This is a genomic window from Paenarthrobacter sp. NPDC089714, from assembly GCF_044748905.1.
In the GTDB taxonomy this organism is placed as follows: domain Bacteria; phylum Actinomycetota; class Actinomycetes; order Actinomycetales; family Micrococcaceae; genus Arthrobacter.
This window is the reverse complement of the sequence record NZ_JBIVGX010000018.1, coordinates 1-22759: the sequence shown is the minus strand read 5'-3', so window position 1 is coordinate 22759 and position 22759 is coordinate 1. Positions and strand designations below refer to the sequence as shown.

Here is a 22759-nt window from a genome sequence, read left to right as displayed (position 1 = left end):
GGCCGAGTTTGAAGTAAACGGTTTCACGAAATCTAGACCGAGCCCTACGTGGGAGTCAAGGGCAAAGTTGAATCGTTACATTCGAGTGGAGTCCGCGCTACACTGGCAGGAGCGGATGCGGGAAAGCGCTTGCCACCCAGTACGTGCCCACCCCTTGGCCGAACATCCCGCTACCGGAAATACTGTGACGAAGGCGTCAGCGCCCTCGTTGCCGCCCCAGATCGCAGCATGCACCAGAGGAGCCCACATGGACACGCCATCCGCCGAACTGAGCGCCGCCGCACCAGGGTTGCAGGCCCCACCGACGCTGAAGACGGCCCCTGCCAGGATTGCCTTGGTTGGCGTCCATGGCTTCGGCCTCCACCATCTGGGCAACCTCAACAGGCTCTCGGCGCAGGGACTGGTGGAACTCGTGGCCGTGGCAGATCCGAACCCGCCGGCTCCCGGGGCGCTCCCGGAGACCACCGCCGTGCACGCGGACCTCGATTCGCTCCTCGCCGGAAACCACAGCCCGGACGTCATCATCGTGGCTACGCCCATCCAGACCCACGCTCCGCTGGCATTGTCCGTCCTGGCGTCCTCGGCGGATCTCTACCTGGAGAAGCCGCCAGTCGCGTCCATGAAGGACTTCATCCGCCTGCAACAGGCGGCCCGCGACTCCGGCCGCAGCGTCCAGATCGGGTTCCAAAGCCTCGGATCGCATGCCCTCGCCGCGCTGGCTTGCCTCGCACGGGGCGTAGCTTCACCCGAGCTTCCTGCTATTGGCAGGCTCAAGAGCATTTCCGCCACAGGCCGCTGGGTCAGGGACCGTGCCTATTACAAGCGCTCGCGATGGGCCGGGAAGCGCAGCATTGACGGTGTTGATGTGGTGGACGGCGTGGCCACCAACCCGCTGGCCCACGCGATCGCCACTGCGCTCCGGATCGCCAATGCCCGGGAGGCCGAACAGCTGGCTTCGGTGGACACGGACCTCTACCGCGCCAATGAGATCGAGTCCGACGATACATCCGTGATCCGGCTCCGCACCGCGGACGGCCTGACCATCACGTGCGCCCTCACGCTCTGTGCCACCGAGTCCGTGGAACCGTACATCACGCTGCACGGCAGTGAAGGGACGGCCGTGTTCCACTACACCGAGGATCGTGTCACCGTGACAACGGGCGCCGGTGAGACCACCCACACCTTCGGCCGCGACGACCTCACAGAAAACCTGCTCCAGCATCTGTCCAACGGAACGCCTTTGCTGAGCCCTCTGGACCACAGCGGCGCCTTCATGCGGGTCCTCGAGGCCATCCGCACGGCTGAAGCGCCCACGGCCATTCCCGCATCGAGTATCGAGTGGGTGGGAACGGGCGAGCAAGCGCATGCAGTGATCCCTGGCATCGAGGAGGTCCTGGATCGCGCCACTACAGCAAATGCCACGTTCTCGGAATTGGGGCTCCCCTGGGCCACACGCGACCGAGCCGGCGCCGAACCCCTGTTCCAGACAGCAAACAATGCAGTCATTACGCTGCGGACCGGGACCGCCCTGGACAGCGGCCTGTCTCCGCGCCCTTACCTGCACCCCGTCAGCACGCAGTCCGGCATCGTGGTGACCGACCACCTGCCGATCGACCACGCCTGGCATTTGGGAGCGGGCTTCGCCCTGCAGGACGTCAACGGCACCAACTTCTGGGGCGGCCGCAGCTACCGGCGGACTGCGGGACGGTATCTCGACCTTGAGGATCACGGTCGGATCGAACTCCGACGCAGCGTTCGCCACCAGGACAGCGCAGTTCTTGACCTTGAGTGGATTGGCACGGACGGCACCACCCTCCTCACCGAGAAGCGCACTTACGGGCGTTTCGTGGTTGACCACCGCACGTGGCGCCTGGACATACGGACCGAGCTGACCGCCGTCGTGGATTTGGCGCTGGGCAGCCCGGGCTCCCACGGCGCAGCCGGCAGTGGCTACGGTGGATTCTTCTGGCGGCTTCCCGTCAATGGCCAGCCACGCGTCTTCTCCTCCACAGCCGACGGCGAACCTGCCGTTCACGGATCGGTTTCGCCGTGGCTGGCGTGGGCTGGAGAGTTCGACGGCGGACCTGCCACCTTGGTGTTCGGGGCGCCGCAAGAGTCGGCTGATCCGTGGTTCGTGCGGCTGGACGGGTACCCGGCCGTAGGCTCGGCCCTTGCCTGGGATTCACCCGTGGAACTCAAAGCAGGCCGAACGCTGAGCCGGAGCATCCCCGTGTGGATCAGCGACGGATCCTTGGGAGCTGCGGAAATCGAGGCCCTGGTGGCGGCACGGTGAACGCGGCTTCGTCCCACGCCCTTATGGCCTCCCACCCCACGGTCCAAGGCCTGTCCCGCTGCCTCACCGCCCCAGCCAAGCCGACGTTTGCTTGGCGGCTGGCGGCAGAGGCCACGGACGCGGCCCAAACCGGCTACCGCATCAACGTCATGGACAGCCGGGGCAGCACGGTCTGGGACTCAGGCCAAGTGCCATCCGGGCAACAACACCACATCCCCTACACAGGGCAGGACCTGGCTCCGGACTCCGACTACACGTGGACCGTGCAATTGACGGACGCCAAGGGGGCCACGGGCGCTGCCTCTCCCCCGGCCTCCTTCAGCACGGGCCTCGGCGCCGCCGGAGAAGGCTGGGCCGCCCACTGGATCCACCGCGCTCCCGGTGGCCGCGCCCCGATGCAACTCATGGACGGCTTCCTGCGCATAGGCGGCACTCCGCACGCTCCCTGGCCCGTCCAAGCCGAGGGACCGGTCACCGTCAAGGCGCGGTTCCGCCTCCGACTTGGCACGGCCGGGATCCTCCTGCGCAGCGATGGCGCGGGGAACGGCTTGCTCCTTGAGCTCAAGCCCCATGGTGCTGCGCTGCTCAGGCCGGCCCCCGCTTGGGAGATCGGAGCCGCCGCCGCACCCTGCACGGTGCCGGTGGCCGAGACCCAGGGTTTTGAAGCGGCAGCAGCGTCGCGGGCGGGCACGGTTCCCGCCGACGGCTGGCAGGACCTGACCGTGACCGACGACGGCGACGGGATCGTCGTCGTGATTGACGGAAAGCAGGTCCTGGAGGCGCTTGTGCCCCGTCATAACGGGCATGGAACCGGCATGGCCTTCCACCAGGGACCCCGCAGCCAGGCGGAGTACCGCTCACTGACTGTGCATGCTGCGGGCTCCACCGTGCTGGAAGCAGATTTTTCGTCGCCGGACGCACTGGACGCCTGGCAAACAAGCACGCCCCACCGTCAACCGGACGAATGGACGCTCGCCAAGACCACCGTGGAACTACCCGGGAGGGTGGTCCGGGCCCGCCTCTATGCTGCGGCCGGCCATCATGCGCGCTTCTCGATCAACGGCATGCCCTGCCTGGAAACCACCAGTTTCGGTTATCCCGGTGAGCAGTTCTACGACGCTGCGGACGTGACCGACGCGCTGCAGGACACAGACTCAGCCACCATCGAGGCCCTGGCCCACTGGTTCGGACCCGGTCAGGGTCGGGCTGCCGGCCGCCCGGGGTTGCTGGCCCAGCTGGTCGTTGAATACGACGACGGCACCCGGGACCTGTTCGGAACCGGGCCCGGGTGGTTGCTCGCCGAAGGCCCCTACAGGCAAGCGGGATACCGCAACGACGAAGGCGATCCGATCGAGCATCACGACGCGGCGTCCTGGCCTGCACCGGAAGGCTGGTCCCCTGCGCAGTCACTCGGGCAGCACCCTGTCCCGGACTTCCCGGTGCTGCACCCCAACCACGCGATGGTCGCCCGGAACCAGGTGTCCGCCGTCGTGATCCGCACAGCAGAGGACGGCACGCCCGTGGCGGACTTCGGCAGGGTCCTGCCGGGGCGTCCAGTGGTGGAATTCGGGAGCGGAGTACACGGCCGGACCATCATGATGCGGGCCGGTTACGCGCTGCTTGAAGACGGCCGGGTGGACCACGGCAAGACGGCCAGCCAAAACACGGACATGACTTTTCCCTACACCCAAACAGGAGGCCCCCAGCGCTACGAGGCTGCCGTCCATCTGGGGTTTCGCTACCTTGAGTTCCCCGGCTTGTCCCTGGCAGAACTCGGCGAGGTAGCGGCCGTGGTGGTCCACGCGGAGCATCCGGACGAGGCAACCTTCAGCAGTTCGGATCCGGTCCTGGACCACGTCTTCGCCTTGCTGAAAGACTCTGCCTTGTACGGCGTCCAGGAGCAGTTCGTGGACACCCCTACCCGCGAGAAGGGACAGTTCCTGGCTGACGCTGCGAACATTTCCTACGCCACCATGGCCCTGTTCGGCGAGCGCCACTTCACTGCCAAGGCCCTGCGTGAGTTCGCGGCGTCGGCGGGCCGCTACTGGGATTCACCGGAGGAGCGCGGGCGCTACAACGCGGTTTACCCTAACGGCGATGGCAAGCGCGATATCCCGGATTTCTCGCTCATGATGCCCGAGTGGGTGGAGGATTACCACCGTCACAGCGGCGATGATGCGCTGGTCGAAGAACTGCTCCCCTGCCTTGTCGATACAGCCGACTACGTGCTCCGGCACATCCCGGTCGACGCTCCGACCGCCGGCCTCGTCACGAACTTGGGCGGAGGGTCCGGTCCCTACCTGCACGGCATCGTGGACTGGCCCGCTCCTGGCCGGTTCGGCTACGACATGGACTGCGCCGCACGGACCACGGTGAATGCGCAGGCCTGGTCAGTGCTCGACGTCGTCAGCCGGTTGTGCGCCACCGCCGGACGTGAGCGGGACTCGGCGAGGTTCGCTGCCGCGGCAGCCGCGCTCGGGGATCGGTTCAATGACGCCCTTCGGGTGGACGGGGTCATGGTGGACGGCCTGCACGCCGACGGCAGGCCAAGCCTGAACGCTTCCCAACACGCCACGTCGTTCCCGTTGTCCTTGGGCATCACTCCCCCAGAGCATGCCGCCAAAGACGCGGAACGCCTGGCCGGAATGGGGATGCGCCAAGGCCCCATGACGGTGCACCGCCTGTTCCGCGCCTTGCTGGCAGAGGGCCGGGTGGACGCTGTCCTGGACCTCCTCACGGATGCCACGCAACCGGGGTGGGCCAGGCAACTGGAGGCCGGAGCTTCTTTCACCTGGGAAGCCTGGGATCTCGTGGAGGGCACCGACTACAGTCAGTCCCACGCTTGGTCCGCCTCCGTGGTGCGGGAGATCTTCGAGTACCTCCTCGGTGTCCGCATCACCGCTCCGGGGGCTGCCGCCGTCGTGATCCAACCGCCGGTGTGCCGGCTGGAACGGGCGGAAGGCGCCATACCCACGGAGCGCGGACCGGTCCGGGTGTCTTGGCGCCGCACCCCCGACGGCACGGAGCTGGACTACTCGGCCCCTGCTGGAGTGAAGGTTGACGTGATCCTTCCGCGAGATGGCAAACAATGACAATGTCCTCGGGACTGCCATCACATGCCATCCCGCGGAGGGGCTAGCTGCGCAGCTGGCTCTTCGCCTCCGGGTAGGCCTTCTTGGCTGCTTCTTCAGGCGAGAGGCGGTTGAAGTGCACCTCCATGCCGTAGCGGCCCAGCACTTCCATCACCGAGCTTGAACCGGCGGGCGGCACGGGAACGGCGTCGCCCAGTTCGGAGGAGATTTCGTCGATGAACTTGGCGGTGGCCGCGTCTTCGGGCGTGAGGTTCGGAGTGACGGCGGTACGGACCTCGGAGTTACCGGGAATACCGCGATCGGCCAGCGCAATCTGGCCCGCTTCGACGCTGTTGGACAGGAAATCGATGAACTTCTGGACCTCGGCCGGGTGCTTGGTGCGCGAACTCGCGGACCAGAACTGGGACGACTTGTAGTACTGCTGGGCGTCGGCAGCCGAGCCGTCCGTGCTCGGCGGACGGTGGATCTCCAGTGCCTGGCCGGATGCCTTGCTCAGGGCAGAAAGCTGGTTGGACCAGTACCATGCCAAGGCGAAGCGGTTGGTGGCCAGGCCCTGCTGGTCCACGGACGCCGTGACATCCTCGGTCATCACCGAAGCTGGTGGAACGGCTTTGGAATCCCGGAGCTGGGCTTGGTACTCATACCAGCCCTTCAAATCGTTCTCGTCGAAGCCGAAGTGGCCGTCTTCGGCGAAGAGTTTCTTTCCGTGCTGGCGGAACCACAGGTTCATGGGTGCGTCACCGGTGACGGCACCGGATCCATAAACCCCGTCCTTGCTCTTCGAGGTGATGTCCGCAGCGGTCTTGCTGTATTCGTCCCAGGTCCAGGTCTTGTCATCGGGGAGCGTGACACCACTGGCCGAGACCAGGGACGGATTGGCCAGGACCACCTGGGCGTTGACGCCGGCGGTGATGGCGTACTGCTTGCCGTCCACCTTTCCAGCGTCAGCCACTGCTTGATCGAACTTGGACTGGTCAACGTCCTTCAACTCCAGCAAGGCCCCGCGGCCCGCATACTCTCCGAGATACGCAGCGTCCATCTGGATGATGTCCGGGGCATCCTGCGACGCGACCTGGGTAGCAAGCTTGTCCCAGTAGCCGGACCAGTCTCCATATTCCCCCTTGATCTTGATGTTGGGATTCTCGGCCTGGAACGCGTCGATGAGCTTTTGGGTCATTTTGTGGCGGACGTCGGAGCCCCACCAACTGAAGCGGAGGGTTACTGTCCCGTCGGACGCTGCCTGGGGTGAGCCGCCACAACCGGTCATTGTTATGGCGAGCGCTGCCGCGGCAGCTGCGACCTTGACGGAAAGGCCGGAGAAAGATTTTCGTGCACGAATCGACATCTGGAGTCCTTGTCTTGAACGCAGGTGAGTCTTGCAGATGCGCGTTGGAGAAAACGCTTTCTCAGCGTAGATGTGCGTTACATCACAAGTCAAGGTATTTTTTGTGAGTTTCGACCGCCAGGGTGTTCAGAAAGCGATCAAGCGTCCGCGGCCCGCCGTCGTGCAAACACGTAGAGCAGCAAGCCAATCACAGCAGCCGACACCATCCCCAAGGCGCCCGTGACCACCAAGCCCGTCCGCACGCCGAACTCCTCGGTCAGCCAACCGGCAAGCAAGCCACCCAGTGCATGCCCGCCAAGGAGGAGTGGAAGATACAGGGCCAACACGCGCCCGCGGACATGCGCGCCGGCTTCCAACTGCACTGCCGTCGCAGCGCTGGTGAGGAACATCAGGGTCATGAAACCCACCACCACCAGCAACAGCACGAACCATTCCTCCGTGGGCATCAGCGCGGCCACCAATTGGCTCAAGCCGAAGAGCCCGGCACTGGCTACGATGCCCTTCCTGCCGAAGCGCTTGATCCTCGTAGCAAGCAGCGCGCCAGCCAGTGCACCCAGGGCGCTGACGGTATTGAACAGGCCGAAGCCCGCCGGCCCGCTGTGCCAGACCCTGTCAGCGAACGCTGCGAGGACCACCGGACCGTTCATGCCGAAGGCACCCAGCAGGCCGGCCAAAAGCATGATGAGCAGGAGCGGCGGACGCGCGCGGACAAAGCGGAATCCGGCGAGGATCCCGCCGTGCCGGTCACCAGGTTTGGCGTGGCCCGGGGCATGGTGCAGTTCATTGGGGCGGATGGCCACGATCATCAGCAGCACAGCGATCCCCACCACGGCGTTGCTGGCAAACGCAGCCGCCGGTCCAGCCTTGGCGATGACAACACCGGCGAGTGCCGGACCCACCATCGCCCCCAGCTGGCCAATGGCACTGTTCAGGCCGATGGCCGCCGGCAATCCCCTGTCACCCACCACCTCGTTGACGAACACCTGCCGGGCAGGGCCGTCGATCGCACTGGTGACACCCAGGGCAATGCAACTGGCATAGACAATCCACACATCACGTCCACCGGTGGCATTCCACACCGCCAAGCCCGCAGCAAGCACCGCGGCCACGGACTGGCACACCAGGAGGATCCGGCGTTTGGGAAAGAGGTCCACCAGGACTCCGCTGAGGGGACCCACCACCAGCATCGGCAGGAATTGGAGGGCGACGGCCAAGCCGACGGCGGCCGGGCTCCCTGTCAGTTGCAGCACCAACCAGTCCTGGGCCAGGCGCTGCATCCATACTCCCCCGCTGCTTGCCAAAGTCAGGGCAACGAAGATCCGGTAGTTATGGTGCCTCAGGGGGTAATGCCAGGTTTCGGGGTTGAGTGGCTTGCGTTGCGTAGGCTGTTGGGTTTGCGGACGCTGGGAAAACGGGCGCGAAGGCACGGGGGCGGTCAGCTCTCATCTGTGCGGGTGGTGCGGGCTAACGGTTTCGGTGGGAACGGATTTTGATGGCGGCGGTGGCAAGGATGAGTGCGCCGGGAACAATGACGAACAACGCCTGGAGCATCCACACGAAGACCACCGACATGCCCAGGGCAGCCAGCAAAAGGAGCGAGCCGCTCCAGTCGCGGACGGAGTCTTCCTTGGCGGTGGAGTAGGCTGCGGCCCACCCCTCGCCACCACCCGCGTCGGCAGGCTGGGTCGCTGCGTCCCACGCCACGGGGCCGCTCCAGTTACCCGCGGTGCGCAGCAGCAGGACCGCGCCCGCGGCCGCCAGCACCAGGGTGGCAGGCAGGATGACCGTCCGCCCCGGCAACTGCTCCACCAGCGCGAGCAACAGGTTGAGAACAATCACCAGGCCGGCCGCCGCCGTCGTGATGCCGTACTTCCAACTGCCGGGCAGCGCCCGGCGGAAAGTGCTCCACAGGGTCCTGAGGGAATCATCCCTGCCGCTGAGGTGCCTTTCGAGATGGACGACGCCGGCAGCATAGGCCGCCGGCGCCGTCACCAGCGGCAGGGACAACAGAAGCACGATGACGCCTGCCAGCATCGTCTCGGAGAAGAGGGCAAAGCGGTTGACCGGAATTCCAGGCTTGTCCGAGGGCTTTCCCGTGGTGTCCATGACGCTCATTGCCTGTCCTCCTAGCCCTTGAGGCCCTGGGTGGAAACGCCCTCCACGATGTAGCGCTGGAAGATCAGGAAGAACACCAGCACGGGAAGGAGGGCCAGCACAGACATGGCGATCATGGCGCCGTAGTCCGAGCTCTGGGTCTGGTCCACGAAGAGCCGCAGGGCCAGTGGAAGCGGGTACTTTTCCGGTGTATTCAGGTACAGCAGCGGGCCCAGGAAGTCGTTCCAGCTCCAGATGAAGGAGAAGATGGACGTGGAGATCAGGGCCGGTTTCATAAGCGGGAGCATGATGGAACCGAAGATGCGGACGTGTCCGGCGCCGTCAATGCGGGCCGCCTCGTCCAGCTCTGCCGGCAGTCCGCGCATGAACTGGACCATGAGGAAAACGAAGAACGCATCGGCCGCAAGGAACTTGCCGATCAGCAACGGCACGTACGTGTCCACCAGGCCCAGCTGCTGGAAAATGATGTACTGCGGAATGATCACCACGTGGAACGGGAGCAGCAGGGTGGCGATCATCATGCCGAAGAACAAGCCGCGGCCCGGGAAGTTGATCCGCGCAAAGGCATACGCGGAAACGCTGGCCGAGAGGACGGTGCCCACCACGGCACCAATGGCGAGGATCAGGGAGTTGGTGAAGAACGTCAGCGTGCTGACCCCGCCAATGCCGTCCATGGCAGTGACAAAGTTGTCGAAGCTGAAGTTCGCCGACCACAGCGAGGTATTGCCGCCGCCGATCTCCGAGTTCGGCTTGAAGGACGAGGCAATCATCCACAAAGCCGGGTAGAGGACAATCCCCACCAGGACCAAGGCGACGATGTGGAAGATGACGCTCTTGGCTTTCCTGGCTGCGCCGGACTCTGCCTTCGGGTTGTAGGCCGGAGTCTCTGCCGGCGTTGGTGCGGACTGCGTGGGAGTTGCCATGGTTGTCATTTCGAATCACCGCTGTAGTGGACCCAGGACTTGGAGGTCTTGAAGAAGATCAGCGTGATGACGCCGACCACGATCACCAGGAGCCAGGCCATCGCCGAGGCGTAGCCCATCCGGAAGTCGCTGAAACCGCGCAGGTAGAGGTAGAGGGTGTAGAAGAGGGTGGATCCTGCAGGGCCGCCTTCACCGTTGGAGATGATGTAGGCCGAAGCGAAGATCTGGAACGCGTGGATGGTTTCCATGAGCAGGTTGAAGAAGATCACCGGGGAAAGCATGGGCCAGGTGATGTTGAAGAACTTCCGCACCGGACCCGCACCGTCCATGGAGGCGGCCTCGTAGAGATCGGCGGGGATCTGCTTCAGGCCGGCCAGGAAGATCACCATCGGGGCACCGAACTGCCATACGGTCAGCAGGATCATCATGGGCATGGTCATGGACGGATTGCCCACCCAGCCGCCGAGGTTGATGCCGAAGAAGGACAGGCCCTGGTCCACGGGACCGGAGTCACCGAACATGGCCTTCCACACGATGGCGATCGAAACACTCGCTCCGATGAGGGAAGGAGCGTAGAACGCGGAACGGTAAAATCCCTGTCCCTTCCGCTTGCTGTTCAGCAACATGGCCACTGCCAACGCGGCGGCGAGCTTCAAGGGCGTACCGAACACGACGTAGCTCAGGGTCACGCCCACCGACTGCAGGAACCGTTCGTCCTGGAACAAGGTGGCGTAGTTGTCCAGGCCGATCCACTTGGGAGCTTCAAAGAGGTTGTAGTTGGTGAAGGAGAGGTACAGCGAGGAAATCATCGGACCGACGGTCAGGGCGATGAATCCAAGCAGCCATGGCAGCAGGAACGTGTAGCCGGCGCGGGCATCCGCACCCCGCCGCCGCGGCTTGCGCGGCTGCGGGGAAGCGGACGACTGGGAACGCCGGCTCAGGGTTGGGCTTTGAGTCACGGGTTTCTTCCGTCAGTTCAGGCCTGGATCAGGCGTTCTGCTTGATGAGGTCTTCGGCTTCCTTGAACCACGCATCCGCTGCGCTGTCCACGGTCTGCTTGCCGTAGTTAAGTTCCGAGCTGATGCGCTTGAAGGATGCTTCCAGGGTGCCGAAGCCAACGATGGGCGGCTCGGGAGCGTCCTTAAGGTACTTCTCGATCGACTTCTCGTAGTCCACCACCAGCTTGTCCGTGCCCTCGAAGGTGGTGCCGTCGCGCTGGGTCTTGGAGGCGGGAACACCGCGGGAGGTCTTGAAGATCTGGCCAACCTCGGGATCGTTGACCATGAAGTCGATGAAGCGGGCCGCTGCTTCCTTGTACTTGGTCTTGGCGCTGGCCACCATGAGCATGGAGGGCTTGAGGAACAGGCCCAGGTTGTCCGGGTCGTCGGAGGGAACGGGAACGAGCTTGAGCTCCTTGGCACCGCTGTCCGCGAGGTAGCCGGCCATGAAGTTGTCCCACGTGGCCTCGGTGGCAGTGACGTTGGAACCGAAGGGGGACTTGGGCAGCAACTGCGTTACCTTGTCCTCGCCCACGATCGCCCCGGTGCCGCGGAGGCTGCCTGCCTGGTTCCACCACTTCTTCAGGTCGTCCTTGGAGAAGCCGAGCTTGCCCTCGTCGGTGAAGGCCTTGATGTTGTTCTGGCGCAGCCAGATGTTGAACATCCACCACACACCCGTGTAGTCGGTGCCACCGAACAACGTACCGTTGCCCTTCGAACCAACTTCGGTGAGGAATGCATTGAATTCCTTGTAGTTCCAGCCGGCGCCCGGCTCGGCGATGCCCAGGGTCTTGAGCTTGGCGGGGTCGTAGTAGACGGCGAAGGCGTTGGTGCTGGTAGGAATGCCGAACTGCTTGCCCCTGATCTGACCGGAAGGCAGGAGGGACTTGTCGAAAGCGTCGGTGTTGATCTTCACGGTGCCGAGGTCCAGGAGTTGATTGCGCTGGCCATAGTCCCGCAGGTAGGAAAGGTCCCACTGCATGACGTCCGGAAGACCTCCACCGGCAGCTTCCGTGGCGCGCTTCTGCCAGTAGCCGGCGAAGTCAGTGAAGTTGCCGTTGACCTTCACGTCGGGGTTCTTGGACTCGAAGAGGGCAATGGCCTTGCGGGTGCGTTCGGCGCGGTCGTCGTTGCCCCACCAGGTGTAGGTGATGGTCACGGGGTTCTGGGCTGAGCCTGTCTGCCCGGAGGACGAAGACTGCCCACAAGCGGACAGGAACGCAGCAGATGCCGTGCCCAGGGCCACCGTGGTGAGGAAATTCCTTCTGTTGATCATGAGAGCCTCCTTGCTCAGTTGGTGCAAGCCCCATTTTTTGATCATTACAACGTGGCAGTGATCTCGCTTACACTCGTTCTGAATCGATACAATATCCCCATTCGGGAATCTGGGCAAGCGTTTTCCAAGAACGCGCTTTCGCAGCTTCCGGCCATACCATGTCCTGCACCACCAGTCATCCAGAACGTCCAACCAGACGAAGGAGTCCCCTTGTCCTCCCCTGAAACCTCCCGTGGTCCATCGGTTTGGAACAGCGTGCCCGGCATCGCCTACGGCGGCGACTACAACCCCGAACAATGGCCGGAAGACATCCGGCTCGAGGACATCGAGCTCATGAAGGAGGCCGGCGTCAACCTGCTCAGCGTCGCGATCTTCTCCTGGGGCCTGCTGGAGCCCAGCGAAGGAAACTACGATTTCGGCTGGCTCGATGACGTGTTGGACAACCTCCACGGCGCCGGCATCAAGGTGGCCTTGGCCACGGCCACCGCTTCCCCACCGGCGTGGCTGGCCCGCAAGCACCCGGAGATCCTGCCCGTCACTGCGGAAGGCGTCCGACTGGAGCGTGGCTCCCGACGGCACTACTCGCCGTCGTCATCGGTATACCGCAGGTACGCCACCGCCATGACGCGAGTCATCGCCGAACGCTATAAGGACCACCCTGCCCTGGCCTTGTGGCACGTGGACAACGAGCTCGGCTGCCACGTGGGCGAGTTCCATGGCGAAGAGGATGCAGCCGCCTTCCGCCGTTGGCTCGAACGCCGGTACGGGACCATCGAGGTGCTGAATGACGCCTGGGGAACCGCCTTCTGGTCCCAGCACTACGCGTCCTTCGACGAGATCATCCCGCCGGGAGCAGCTCCCACCACCCTGAACCCTGGCCAGCAGCTGGACTTTGCCCGCTTCAACTCCTGGGCCTTCATGGACTACTACCGGGAACTGCTCGCCGTGCTCCGAGAGGTGACCCCCGGCGTACCGGCCACCACCAACTTCATGGTCTCCAGCGCAACGAAGACCCTGGACTACTTCGACTGGGCCAAGGACATGGACGTCATCGCCAACGACCACTACCTGGTCGCGGCCGACCCGGAGCGCGAGATCGAACTCGCGTTCAGCGCCGACCTGACGCGCGGCGTGGCCGGCGGAGATCCGTGGATCCTGATGGAGCACTCGACGTCGGCCGTCAACTGGCAGCCATACAACCAGCCAAAGATGCCCGGCGAAATGCTCCGGAATTCCCTGGCCCATGTGGCCCGCGGGGCGGACGCTGTCATGTTTTTCCAGTGGCGCCAGAGCAAGGCGGGCTCCGAGAAATTCCACTCGGCCATGGTTCCGCACGGCGGCCGGGATACCCAGGTGTGGCGCAACGTGGTGGACCTGGGTGAAGCCCTCCGCAGGCTGGAGCCCGTCAAGGGTTCGCGCGTCGAATCCCGCGTGGCCATTGTGTTCGATTACGAGGCCTGGTGGGCGTCGGAACTGGACTCGCATCCGAGCCAGGGCGTCAAGTATCTCGACACCATGCGGGCCTTCCACCGTTCCCTCTACCTGCGCGGCGTAACGGCGGACTTTGTCCATCCCACCGGAGACCTGTCCGGCTACGACCTGGTCCTGGTCTGCACGCTCTACGCTGTGACGGACGAGGCGGCTGCCTCGATAGCGTCCGCGGCACACCATGGAGCCACTGTGCTGGTCAGCTACTTCAGCGGCATCGTCGACGAACGCGACCACGTGCGGCTTGGCGGCTATCCCGGCGCCTTCCGCGAACTTCTGGGCATCCGGACCGAGGAATTCCACCCGCTCTTCCCCGGTGCGTCCACCACTCTGAATGACGGCACCGTGGGTTCAGTGTGGAGCGAACACGTGTGCGCGACCGGTTCCACCGAGGTCCTGGCCACCTTCACCCACTATCCGCTGGACGGCGTCCCCGCCCTCACCCGGCGGGCCACCGGAGCCGGGTCGGCGTGGTACCTCGCTACGCTTCCCGACGCCGACGGCATCGACGCACTGACCGCGCGTCTCCTGGACGAAGCCAAGGTGACATCCGCGGCCGAGGCGGGTGCCGGCGTCGAACTTTCCCGCCGCCGGGCGGCTGACGGCCGCAGTTTCCTGTTCGCCATCAACCACGGCCGGGAGGACGTAACGGTGAAGTCCGACGGCGAGGAGCTGCTGAGCGGCGAACGCTTCAGTGGAGTGGTGCCCGCCGGAGCCGTGGCCGTGATCGCCGAAGACCCACCCAACTAAGTCGCAATTGTGCGCGTTTTGAACGCTCAAAACGCGCACAATTGCGACCCAGTTGGGTGCCCGCGCACGGAAAAGCGCCCCGGATTGATCGCGTTGACCAACCCGGGGCGCTGTTCGGTGCTGAAGGGCTAGGCGCCGATCGCGGACTTCATTTCGTCCACGGCCTTCTTGCCTGCTTCTTCGGTGGAGAGCCTGTTGAACAGGACTTCGGAGCTGTAGCGCTTGACGATTTCCTGGATGGCACCAGCACCCTTCGGCGGAGCTGCCGGAGCCTTGCCCAGTTCGCCCTGGATGTCGCTGATGAAGTTGACCACCTTGGTGTCCGCCGGAGCCAACTTGGACTGGATCGCTTCGCGGACATCCGAGTTGGGGTAGACGCCGCGGTCAGCAAGCAGGATTTCGCCGGCCTTGACGTTGTTGGTCAGGAAGTTGATGAACTTGGCGGTCTCTTCAGGGTGCTTGGTCCGCGAAGAGGCGGACCAGAACTGGGAGGCCTTGTACCAAAGCTGGGTGTCCGACGCCTTGCCGGTCTTGGACGGGAAGCGCAGGATCTGCAGCTCACCACCCGCGGCCTTTTCCAGGGCGGGCAGCTGGTTGGACCACCAGAAGGCCAGGCCGTTCTTGCCGGTGGCCAGTCCGCTCTGGTCAAGGGGCGCGGCTTCTGCTTCAACGATTTCCGAGGCCGACGGGACAGCCTTCTTCTCGCTCAGTTCCTTCAGGAAGTCCCAGTAGCCGGCGATGTCCGAGGGCTCGAACCCGAGCTTGCCATCGTCGGTGTACAGCGACTTGCCGTTCTGGCGGAGCCACACGCCAAGGGACGCCTCGTCCGTTCCATAGGCGGCGGCACCATACGTGCCCTTCGGGGACTTGGCCGTGACTTCGGCCGAGATCCGCTCGAAGTCGTCCCAGGTCCAGGTCTTGTCATCCGGGAGGGCAACGCCGGCGGCCTTGAAGACTGCGGGGTTTGCCAGGATGGTGGCTGCGTTGATGCCCGCGGCGATGCCGGTGAGGCCCTTGGGACCCTTGCCTGCATTCAGCGCAGCCTCGTCCAACTTGGAGGTATCGATCTGGTACTTGGAGAGGTCCAGGAGGGCGCCGCGGCTGGAGTACTCGGTGATGTACTTTTCGTCCATCTGGATGATGTCCGGAGCATCGTTGGCTGCCACTTGGGTGGCCAGTTTGTCCCAGTAACCGGACCAGTCGCCGTATTCGGCCTTGATGGTGATGTTCGGGTTCTCGGCTTCGAAAGCCTTGATGGCTTCCTGGGTCAGTTGTGCCCGCTTGTCGCCGCCCCACCAGGAGAAGCGGAGCTCAACCTTGCCATCGGCACTCTTGGCCTCCGAGCCTCCCCCACAGGCACTCAAGGCCAGGACGGCTGCCGCGGTTGCTGCAATAATGGCCGAAGCGCGAAGCTTGCGCTTGGACCGCTTGGCCTTGGGTTCCGACGAGCGCGCCTCCGACGCGGCTGCGTGGGCGACTGCTTCACCCTTGGGAAATACCGGCACTGTAGTCTCCGATCCTCTTTGATCCGTAGAAGTGTGAGAAAGCGTTTTCTCATTGGAATTATGATACAAGTCACTATCTTGTGTGACAAGTGTCATTTCTGGACTGGGTTTACTGACGGGAAGGGGCCGGCTTGCACCGGCCCCTTCCCCTCGGCGGGGCGCCTTCAGGCTTATTTGATGCCGGTGGTGGCGATGCCCTTGATGAGGAACCGCTGGCCAAACAGGAACACCAGGAACACCGGGAACAGGGACACGATGGACATGGCGAACAGTGATCCCCAGCTGGTGGCCGATTGTGAGTCGACAAAGGCCCGCAGCGCGACCGGGACAGTGAACATGTCCGGGTCCGTGAGGTAGATCAGGGCGCCGAAGAAATCGTTCCAGGTCCAGATGAACGTGAAGATGGTGGTGGTGGCGAGGGCCGGAACCATCAACGGCAGGATGACGCGCAGGAAGATCCGGGGGTGGCCTGCGCCGTCGATGCGGGCGGCCTCATCGAGTTCCTTCGGGATACCGCGGATGAACTGAACCATGAGGAACACGAAGAACGCATCCGTGGCCAGGAGCTTGGGCACGATCAACGGCCAGAAGGTGTTCACCCAGCCGATCTGGGAGAACAGGATGTACTGCGGCACGATCACCACATGGAAGGGCAACATGATGGTCAGCAGCATGATCCCGAAGAAGAGCTTCTTGCCGGTGAACTGGAGCCTCGCGAATGCGTAGGCGGCCATGGAGCAGGAGATCAGGTTACCCAGGATGGAGCCAAGGACCACGATCGCGGAGTTGATCATGTAATGCCCGAACGGGTGGGTCAGCGCGGACCAGCCGTCGGTGTAGTTGCTCATTTCCAGGTTCTGCAGCCACAGGCCGGGTTCGCGGAAGATGAGGTCGTTCGGTCGCAGGGAGGAGACCACCATCCACAGGAGCGGGTAGATCATGACCCCGCCTACCAGGATCAGGATGGCGTGCTTGATCAGTCCCTTGATGCGGGCGCTGCGGCTGAAGGCCAGGGTTCCCCGGGATTCGCGGCGGCGGGGGGTCTTGCCCGGCTGCTGTGACGTGGAGCCGGAAGTGGCGGGCATGGTCTGAGTTTTAGTCATCGTAGAACACCCAATACTTTGAAGCGATGAAGTTGATGGCCGTGAAGGCACCGATGATGACCAGCAGGAACCAGGCCATCGCTGAGGCGTAACCCATGTCGAACTGGCCGAAGCCCTTCTGGTACAGGTACAGCGTGAAGAACATGGTGGAGTCCGACGGACCGCCGTTGCCGCCCGAGACGATGAACGCCTGCGTGAACGACTGGAACGAGCCGATGATCTGCAGCACCAGGTTGAAGAAGATGATGGGGCTCAGCATGGGGATGGTGATCCGCCAGAACTTCTGTAAGGTGGTGGCGCCGTCAACTTCGGCGGCTTCGTAGTACATGTTCGGGATCTGGCGCAGACCGGCCAGGAAGATGATCATGGGGCTGCCGAAGGTCCACACGTGCAGCAGGATGATGGAGCCCAGCGCAGTGTTCGGATCCGAGATCCAGCCCGGGCCTTCGATGCCGATCATGGCCAGCACCTGGTTGACCAGGCCCGTGGTGCCGAAGATCTGCTTCCACAGGATGGCAACGGCAACCGAGCCACCGAGCAGCGAGGGCAAGTAGAAGATGGAACGGTAGAACGGGAGTCCTCGGAGGCCCTTGTCCAGGACCAGTGCAATGAGGAGCGCCACGGCCAGCTGCAGGGGCACGCCCACCAGGACGTACGTGAACGTCACGCGCAATGAGTTGTGCAGGCGGGCATCGCTGAACATCCGGACAAAGTTGTCCAGGCCAACCCACTCCGGCGGCTGCAGGAGGTTGTAGTCGGTGAAGGACAGGTACAGGGACATCAACATGGGTCCTACGGTGATGACCACCAGGCCGATCAACCATGGCAGGAGGAAGACGTAGGCGGCCTTGTTGTCGCGGCCGTTGGCCTTCTTCTCCTCCTTGGTCATGGGGCCCTTGCGGCGGGTCATCGTGGAGAGTTCGCCAATAGCGCTCATTGCGTCCTCCCTGCGTGACCCCGGACGCCCTGCGGCGTTGCGGGGTGGTGCTGTGCGGCCATGTGGTCTCCTTTGGTCATCGTGGCCTTCCACGGAATTCGTGCTGGGAAATGCTGCCTCCGGGTCCGCCGGGGGCTCCGGCGCAGCCCCCTGGTTTTCCAGGATTCCGATCCCGGCGTTCAGCGGCTCCGTACCAAAGTAAACGTTTTCTTGACCCATGTACAGCCTTTTGCTAATTTTTGAGAAAGCGTTTTCCGATGAACGCGCTCCACAGGATTTCCCGCTCGCCGAAGCAGCCCGGCGTGCGGTTCCGCACACCCATCCGCCCCAGCAAAGCAGGACTCACTTGTTCCCGAAAAAAGCCACGGACACCGCTGTACTGGCCGGGATACAGGCACGCCCCAGTGCGATTGCCGGCTACGAGGACTGGCCGGACCATGCAGCCAACAATCCCCACGTGCCCGACTCCCCCGCGGCGAAGCTGCTCGCCGAAACACTCGGCGTTCCTGCCCTCGCACCGAATCCCGGGTACTCGGTGGAGTGGGAAGTGGAAGACAACAATGTGGTTACGTCCAAGCTGACGTGGCAAACCGGCTTCGGTCCCCGGACATCGGCCTGGCTGGTCAAGCCCGCCGATGCCACGGGACCACTCCCCGGGATCCTCGCCCTGCACTGCCATGGCGGCATCAAGTCGCACGGCGCCGAGCGCCTGGTGGGAATGCCTCCCGGCGTAGCGGAACAGTCCACGCACGACGACGGCACCGCCTCCGGCAACAGCCTCGGCCCCCTGCCACCCGGCTTACGGTCACGGCTCTACGACGGCAGGCCCTGGGCCACGTGGTTGGCCCGCCAAGGGTTCGCGGTCCTGGCCCACGACGCTTTCATGTGGGGCAGCCGCCGGTTCACCCTGGACCCACTGCCCTACCGGACCGCCCACACACTGGCCGGGCAGGAGGCACTCTGGCGGGAGGCCGGCGTCGTACCTTCCGACGCGGAACGGTACAACGCCGCGGCAGCTGCCCACGAAGAAGCCGTGGCAAAGGCCGCCACGTTGCTTGGCTCCACTGTGGCCGGGACGGTGGCCCACGATGACCTCGTGGCCTTGGACATCCTGGCCTCTCTCCCCGGCGTCGATGCCGGACGGCTTGGTTGCGTCGGGTTTTCCGGTGGCGGCGGCCGGGCCATGGTCCTCGCCGGCCTGAGCCCGAAGATCCGCAGTTGCGTGGTGACGTGCATGATGACCACCTTCGAATCGCTGCTTCCCGCGTACCTCGACGCACACTCGTGGCTCCTTCATTCCCCCGGACTCTCTGGCTTGGGCGAATGGCCGGACGTCGTGGCGCGTTCCAGTGCGGAATCTGTCCTGGTGCAATACGGGCTGCGCGACGAACTTTTTCCCGAAGCCGGAATGCGCGACGCCGATTCCCACCTCAGGCGCGCCATGGCACCGGGCCGGTACACGGGCAGCTTCTGGGACGAACCCCACGTCTTCACGACGGCGATGCAGGAAGAGGCTGCCGCTTTCCTCGCCACCCGGCTCCAGGCAGAACCACCCACCCAAGCTTCAGCGAGGACCACCCCATGACCCAGCCCGCAACCATCACCAGCCCAACACCGCCCGTGCCCGTGCCCCGCGTCGCCCTGGTAGGCGTCCACGGCTTCGGCGAACGGCATCTGGACAACCTCCGGCGCCTCGGGTCCGAGGGAAGGCTCCGCCTGGTGGCTGTCGCAGATCCCCAGCCACCCGCGGACGGTCAACTGCCTGACGACGTTGCCGTGTTCGCCTCCCTCGACGAACTCCTGGCCGTGGGGCAAACCCCTGACGTGGTCATCATCTCCACGCCCATCCAGACCCACGCACCCTTGGCCCTCGCGGCACTCGCGGCAGGCGCCAACGTGTACCTGGAAAAACCACCCGTGGCCTCCATGGCGCAGTACTCCGACGTGATGGCGGCTGCGCGGGAGGCCGGAAAACTGGTTCAGGTGGGCTTCCAAAGTTTGGGATCGCATGCCATTGACGCCATCCAAGGGTTGCTGGCCTCCGGCGAACTCGGCGAACTCCGCGGGATCAGCGCCACCGGGCAGTGGCTGCGCACCAAGGGCTACTTCACCCGCTCCCGGTGGGCAGGAAAGCGAAGCATCAACGGAACCGATGTAGTGGACGGGGTGGCGACGAATGCCTTGGCCCATGCCGTCGCAACAGGGCTGCGCCTGGCCGGTGCGGCGAAAGTCACCGATGTCCGGCAGGTGGATACGGATCTCTACCGGGCCAACGACACCGAAAGCGACGATACCACCGTTGTCCGGATAGCTACCGTCCACGGCACTGTCCTGACCTGCGCACTGACACTGTGCGCCCCCGTGCAGTCGGCCCCGGTGGTCACCGTCTACGGCACCCTGGGGCAGGTGGCCTTCTCCTACACTGAAGACCGGCTGGACATCACCACTCCGCAGGGAACCCGATCGGAAAGCCATGGCCGGACCGACCTCTTGGAGAATCTGCTCGCGGCACGGTCCGAAGCGGACCTGCTGAGCCCCCTCGGCGGCACTGGAGCCTACATTGCCGTCCTCGAAGCGATCCGCACTGCCGAGGATCCGGCCCCCATCGATCCGGCCTTCGTGACCTGGGCGGGAGAAGGTAATGAGGCACACGCCGTGGTGGAGGGCATCGGGACCTGGATCCAGCGGGCCGCCCTGGGGCAGGCCACGTTCGCCGAGCTCGGAGCGCCTTGGGCCTCCGGCTCCGGCAAGCCCGTGATGGAACTCGGCGGGACAGTCGTGGCCACCATCCAGGATGGATCCGGCACCAGGCCAACGTCGTCGCCCCGGCCCTACCTGCACCCCGTCCGGACCCTGGCCGGAACCGTCGTGACGGACCACGTCCCCGAGGACCATGTGTGGCATCTGGGGGCCGGCGTGGCTTTGCAGGACGTGGACGGCATCAATTTCTGGGGTGGCCGCACCTACACGCGGGACGCCGGAGCCTATGTGTGGCGCAAGGACCACGGGCACATCGTCACCGAATCCGCTGAACACACCGAGGGGAAGCGGGTGGAACTGCTTGGCTGGGTCGGTCCCGACGGAACACGGATGCTCCGCGAACAACGCGAATGGAGTTGGGCCGCCGTCGGGCAGTCCGCATGGGCGTTGACGCTGGACTTCAGCCTTGAGCCGGCCACTGGTGGCTCCGTGATGCTGGGCAGCCCCGGGTCGAACGGCCGGCCGCAGGGCGGCTACGGCGGCTTCTTCTGGCGCCTGCCGAAAGTGGGCGATGCCACCATCTGGACCGCGGATGCCCGCGGCGAGGACGCGGTCCATGGGAGCGTGGCGCCGTGGCTGGCTTGGTCTGGAACGTTCGACGCCGGAACGTCACCCGGCGGGCACGGCACCTGCGGACTGGGCCACCCTGCAACGCTGGTGTTCCTCGCCTCGCCGCAGGCACCGGACCCGTGGTTCGTGAGGCATTCGGGCTACCCGGGCGTCGGGCTTTCCCTCGCGTGGGACACCCCGGTCCGGGCAGAACCCGGCAATCCTGTCCACCGCACCGTCACGGTCCTCATCGCCGACGGATTCCTGGCCACCAACGACATTCAACAACTCATCTCAACCTTGGGGGAATCGGCATGACCGCTCCAGCTCAGTCCACAACCGTGACCGTCACAGCGCCACGGACCGCACCCGGCAACGCAGCCGATCGCGCCGTCAAGCGCCGGCGCGTCCTGGATATCCTCGATGCCGCGGGCCGCGATTCACTGCTCCTGACAACGCATACGGCGCTCACCTGGTACTTGGACGGGAGCCGCGTGCACATCAGCCTCGCCGGGGATCCCATCGCTGCCCTGCTGGTGGACCGGGACGGCGACCACCTGGTGACGTTCAACAACGAGGCCGGACGGATTGCCGCCGAGGAACTCCCCCAGGGCGTCAGCCTTCACACGGTTCCCTGGCACGGCCCGCTGCACGCTACGGCCGCTGGGCTCGCCGGCGATGGCGATCCCCTGCTGGAAGCCGCCGTGGCAACCGAACTCCGTGCCGCGCGGCAGCAACTCCTTCCCGCCGAGGCCGCCCGCTACGCCAGGCTCTCGGCCGATGCCGCAACCGCCATGACCGACGTCCTGTCGCAGGCAACACCCGGTACCACCGAGTTTGAGCTGGTTTCCGATCTTGCTGCCCGGATCGTCGCCGTCGGGGCCGAACCGCTGGTCCTGCTCTGCAACGGCACGGGCCGCAGCGACTTCCGGCACCCGTTGGCTACGCACTCGCCGATTGGCCGCCGCGCCATGGCCGTGGTGTGCGCCCGCCGTGACGGCCTGGTTGCCAACGTGACCCGCTGGGTGGCGTTCGACGCCGGCACGCCTCAGGAGCTCGACGCCGAGGCCCGCATCGCGGCGGTGGAAGCGGACATCTTCCGTGCGACGGTGCCGGGTGCCCGCCTCAATGATGTCTTCACCGAGATCCGGTCGGCCTATGAGAGGCACGGCTTCGGCGCTGACCAGTGGAAGCTGCACCACCAGGGCGGCCCTGCAGGATATGCCGGACGGGATCCCCGGGTCACCGCAGAGGTCACTGACCGGATTGTCGTCAACCAGCCCTTCACGTGGAACCCTTCCGGTCCCGCCGTGAAGATCGAGGACACAGTGCTGCTCACCGAGGGCGGGCTGGAGATCCTGACCTTCGACGAACGCTGGCCCACAGCGGAAGTCGACGGCCGCCGTCGTCCGTTGACCCTGCGTCCATAACCCGTCGTCCCCCACACGAAAGGGGCGGGTCACCATCCAGGTGACCCGCCCCTTTCGCGCGTGGCTACCCAAGTAGGTCGCAGTTAAGCGCGTTTTGACCGGGCGGAGTCATAGGGTCGTTGCAACGCTCTGATTGATGGAGCGTGTTGTGGTCAGGAATTTTTCGTTGGACGCCCGGCGGGAGTTTGTTGATTT

At 64.7% G+C, this 22759-nt stretch carries 15 protein-coding genes; 6 read left to right on the top strand and 9 right to left on the bottom strand.

Features of this window, described 5'->3' with window-relative positions:
* Positions 1-247: 247 nt before the first annotated feature.
* On the top strand, positions 248-2293 hold the full coding sequence (locus ACIPY3_RS21010; RefSeq protein ID WP_400337110.1) for a DUF6807 family protein: 2046 nt from the start codon (positions 248-250) through the stop codon (positions 2291-2293).
* On the top strand, positions 2290-5385 hold the full coding sequence (locus ACIPY3_RS21005) for a family 78 glycoside hydrolase catalytic domain (protein WP_400337109.1): 3096 nt from the start codon (positions 2290-2292) through the stop codon (positions 5383-5385). Before ACIPY3_RS21010 ends, ACIPY3_RS21005 begins: the two co-directional genes overlap by 4 nt.
* A gap of 43 nt (positions 5386-5428) precedes the next feature.
* Here ACIPY3_RS21005 and ACIPY3_RS21000 read toward each other — a convergent pair whose 3' ends face one another.
* The 6 genes from ACIPY3_RS21000 to ACIPY3_RS20975 form a co-directional block, all read right to left on the bottom strand.
* Positions 5429-6730, bottom strand: coding sequence for an ABC transporter substrate-binding protein (locus ACIPY3_RS21000; protein ID WP_400337108.1), 1302 nt, complete (start codon positions 6728-6730; stop codon positions 5429-5431).
* 137 nt (positions 6731-6867) lie between these two features.
* Positions 6868-8157, bottom strand: coding sequence for an MFS transporter (locus ACIPY3_RS20995; RefSeq protein ID WP_400337107.1), 1290 nt, complete (start codon positions 8155-8157; stop codon positions 6868-6870).
* Positions 8158-8194: 37 nt separating this feature from the next.
* Positions 8195-8845 carry a Poxvirus protein I5 gene (locus ACIPY3_RS20990; protein WP_400337106.1) on the bottom strand — a complete coding sequence of 217 codons (651 nt, stop codon included), beginning with the start codon at positions 8843-8845 and terminating at the stop codon, positions 8195-8197.
* An 11-nt stretch (positions 8846-8856) separates the two neighbouring features.
* A complete protein-coding gene (locus ACIPY3_RS20985; RefSeq protein WP_400337104.1) occupies positions 8857-9777 on the bottom strand; it encodes a carbohydrate ABC transporter permease in 921 nt (306 codons plus the stop codon).
* Entirely contained in the window at positions 9774-10727 is a 954-nt protein-coding gene (locus ACIPY3_RS20980) for a carbohydrate ABC transporter permease (protein ID WP_400337103.1), read from the bottom strand. The genes ACIPY3_RS20985 and ACIPY3_RS20980 overlap by 4 nt, the downstream gene beginning before the upstream one ends.
* Positions 10728-10755: 28 nt before the next feature.
* A complete protein-coding gene (locus ACIPY3_RS20975) occupies positions 10756-12042 on the bottom strand; it encodes an ABC transporter substrate-binding protein (protein WP_400337101.1) in 1287 nt (428 codons plus the stop codon).
* Positions 12043-12252: 210 nt separating this feature from the next.
* Between ACIPY3_RS20975 and ACIPY3_RS20970 the strand changes: the two genes are divergently transcribed.
* Positions 12253-14280: a beta-galactosidase gene (locus ACIPY3_RS20970; protein WP_400337100.1), complete on the top strand. Its 2028-nt coding sequence runs from the start codon at positions 12253-12255 to the stop codon at positions 14278-14280.
* 128 nt (positions 14281-14408) lie between these two features.
* On the opposite strand, the gene ACIPY3_RS20965 is transcribed toward ACIPY3_RS20970, so the two are convergent.
* From ACIPY3_RS20965 to ACIPY3_RS20955, 3 genes are all read right to left on the bottom strand, one after another.
* Positions 14409-15785 (bottom strand): ABC transporter substrate-binding protein, encoded by a 1377-nt coding sequence (locus tag ACIPY3_RS20965; protein WP_397325609.1) that lies wholly within the window; start codon positions 15783-15785, stop codon positions 14409-14411.
* A gap of 170 nt (positions 15786-15955) precedes the next feature.
* Positions 15956-16888, bottom strand: a complete 933-nt coding sequence (locus ACIPY3_RS20960; RefSeq protein WP_397325610.1) for a carbohydrate ABC transporter permease — start codon at positions 16886-16888, stop codon at positions 15956-15958.
* Complete coding sequence (locus tag ACIPY3_RS20955; protein WP_397325611.1) at positions 16881-17825, bottom strand: carbohydrate ABC transporter permease; 945 nt, start codon at positions 17823-17825, stop codon at positions 16881-16883. The genes ACIPY3_RS20960 and ACIPY3_RS20955 overlap by 8 nt, the downstream gene beginning before the upstream one ends.
* Before the next feature lie 346 nt (positions 17826-18171).
* Between ACIPY3_RS20955 and ACIPY3_RS20950 the strand changes: the two genes are divergently transcribed.
* The 3 genes from ACIPY3_RS20950 to ACIPY3_RS20940 are packed head-to-tail and all read left to right on the top strand — an operon-like array spanning position 18172 to position 22564.
* Entirely contained in the window at positions 18172-19410 is a 1239-nt protein-coding gene (locus ACIPY3_RS20950) for an acetylxylan esterase (protein ID WP_400337097.1), read from the top strand.
* Complete coding sequence (locus ACIPY3_RS20945) at positions 19407-21452, top strand: DUF6807 family protein (protein WP_400337095.1); 2046 nt, start codon at positions 19407-19409, stop codon at positions 21450-21452. Before ACIPY3_RS20950 ends, ACIPY3_RS20945 begins: the two co-directional genes overlap by 4 nt.
* Positions 21449-22564, top strand: coding sequence for a M24 family metallopeptidase (locus tag ACIPY3_RS20940; RefSeq protein WP_400337093.1), 1116 nt, complete (start codon positions 21449-21451; stop codon positions 22562-22564). The genes ACIPY3_RS20945 and ACIPY3_RS20940 overlap by 4 nt, the downstream gene beginning before the upstream one ends.
* Positions 22565-22759: the final 195 nt, after the last annotated feature.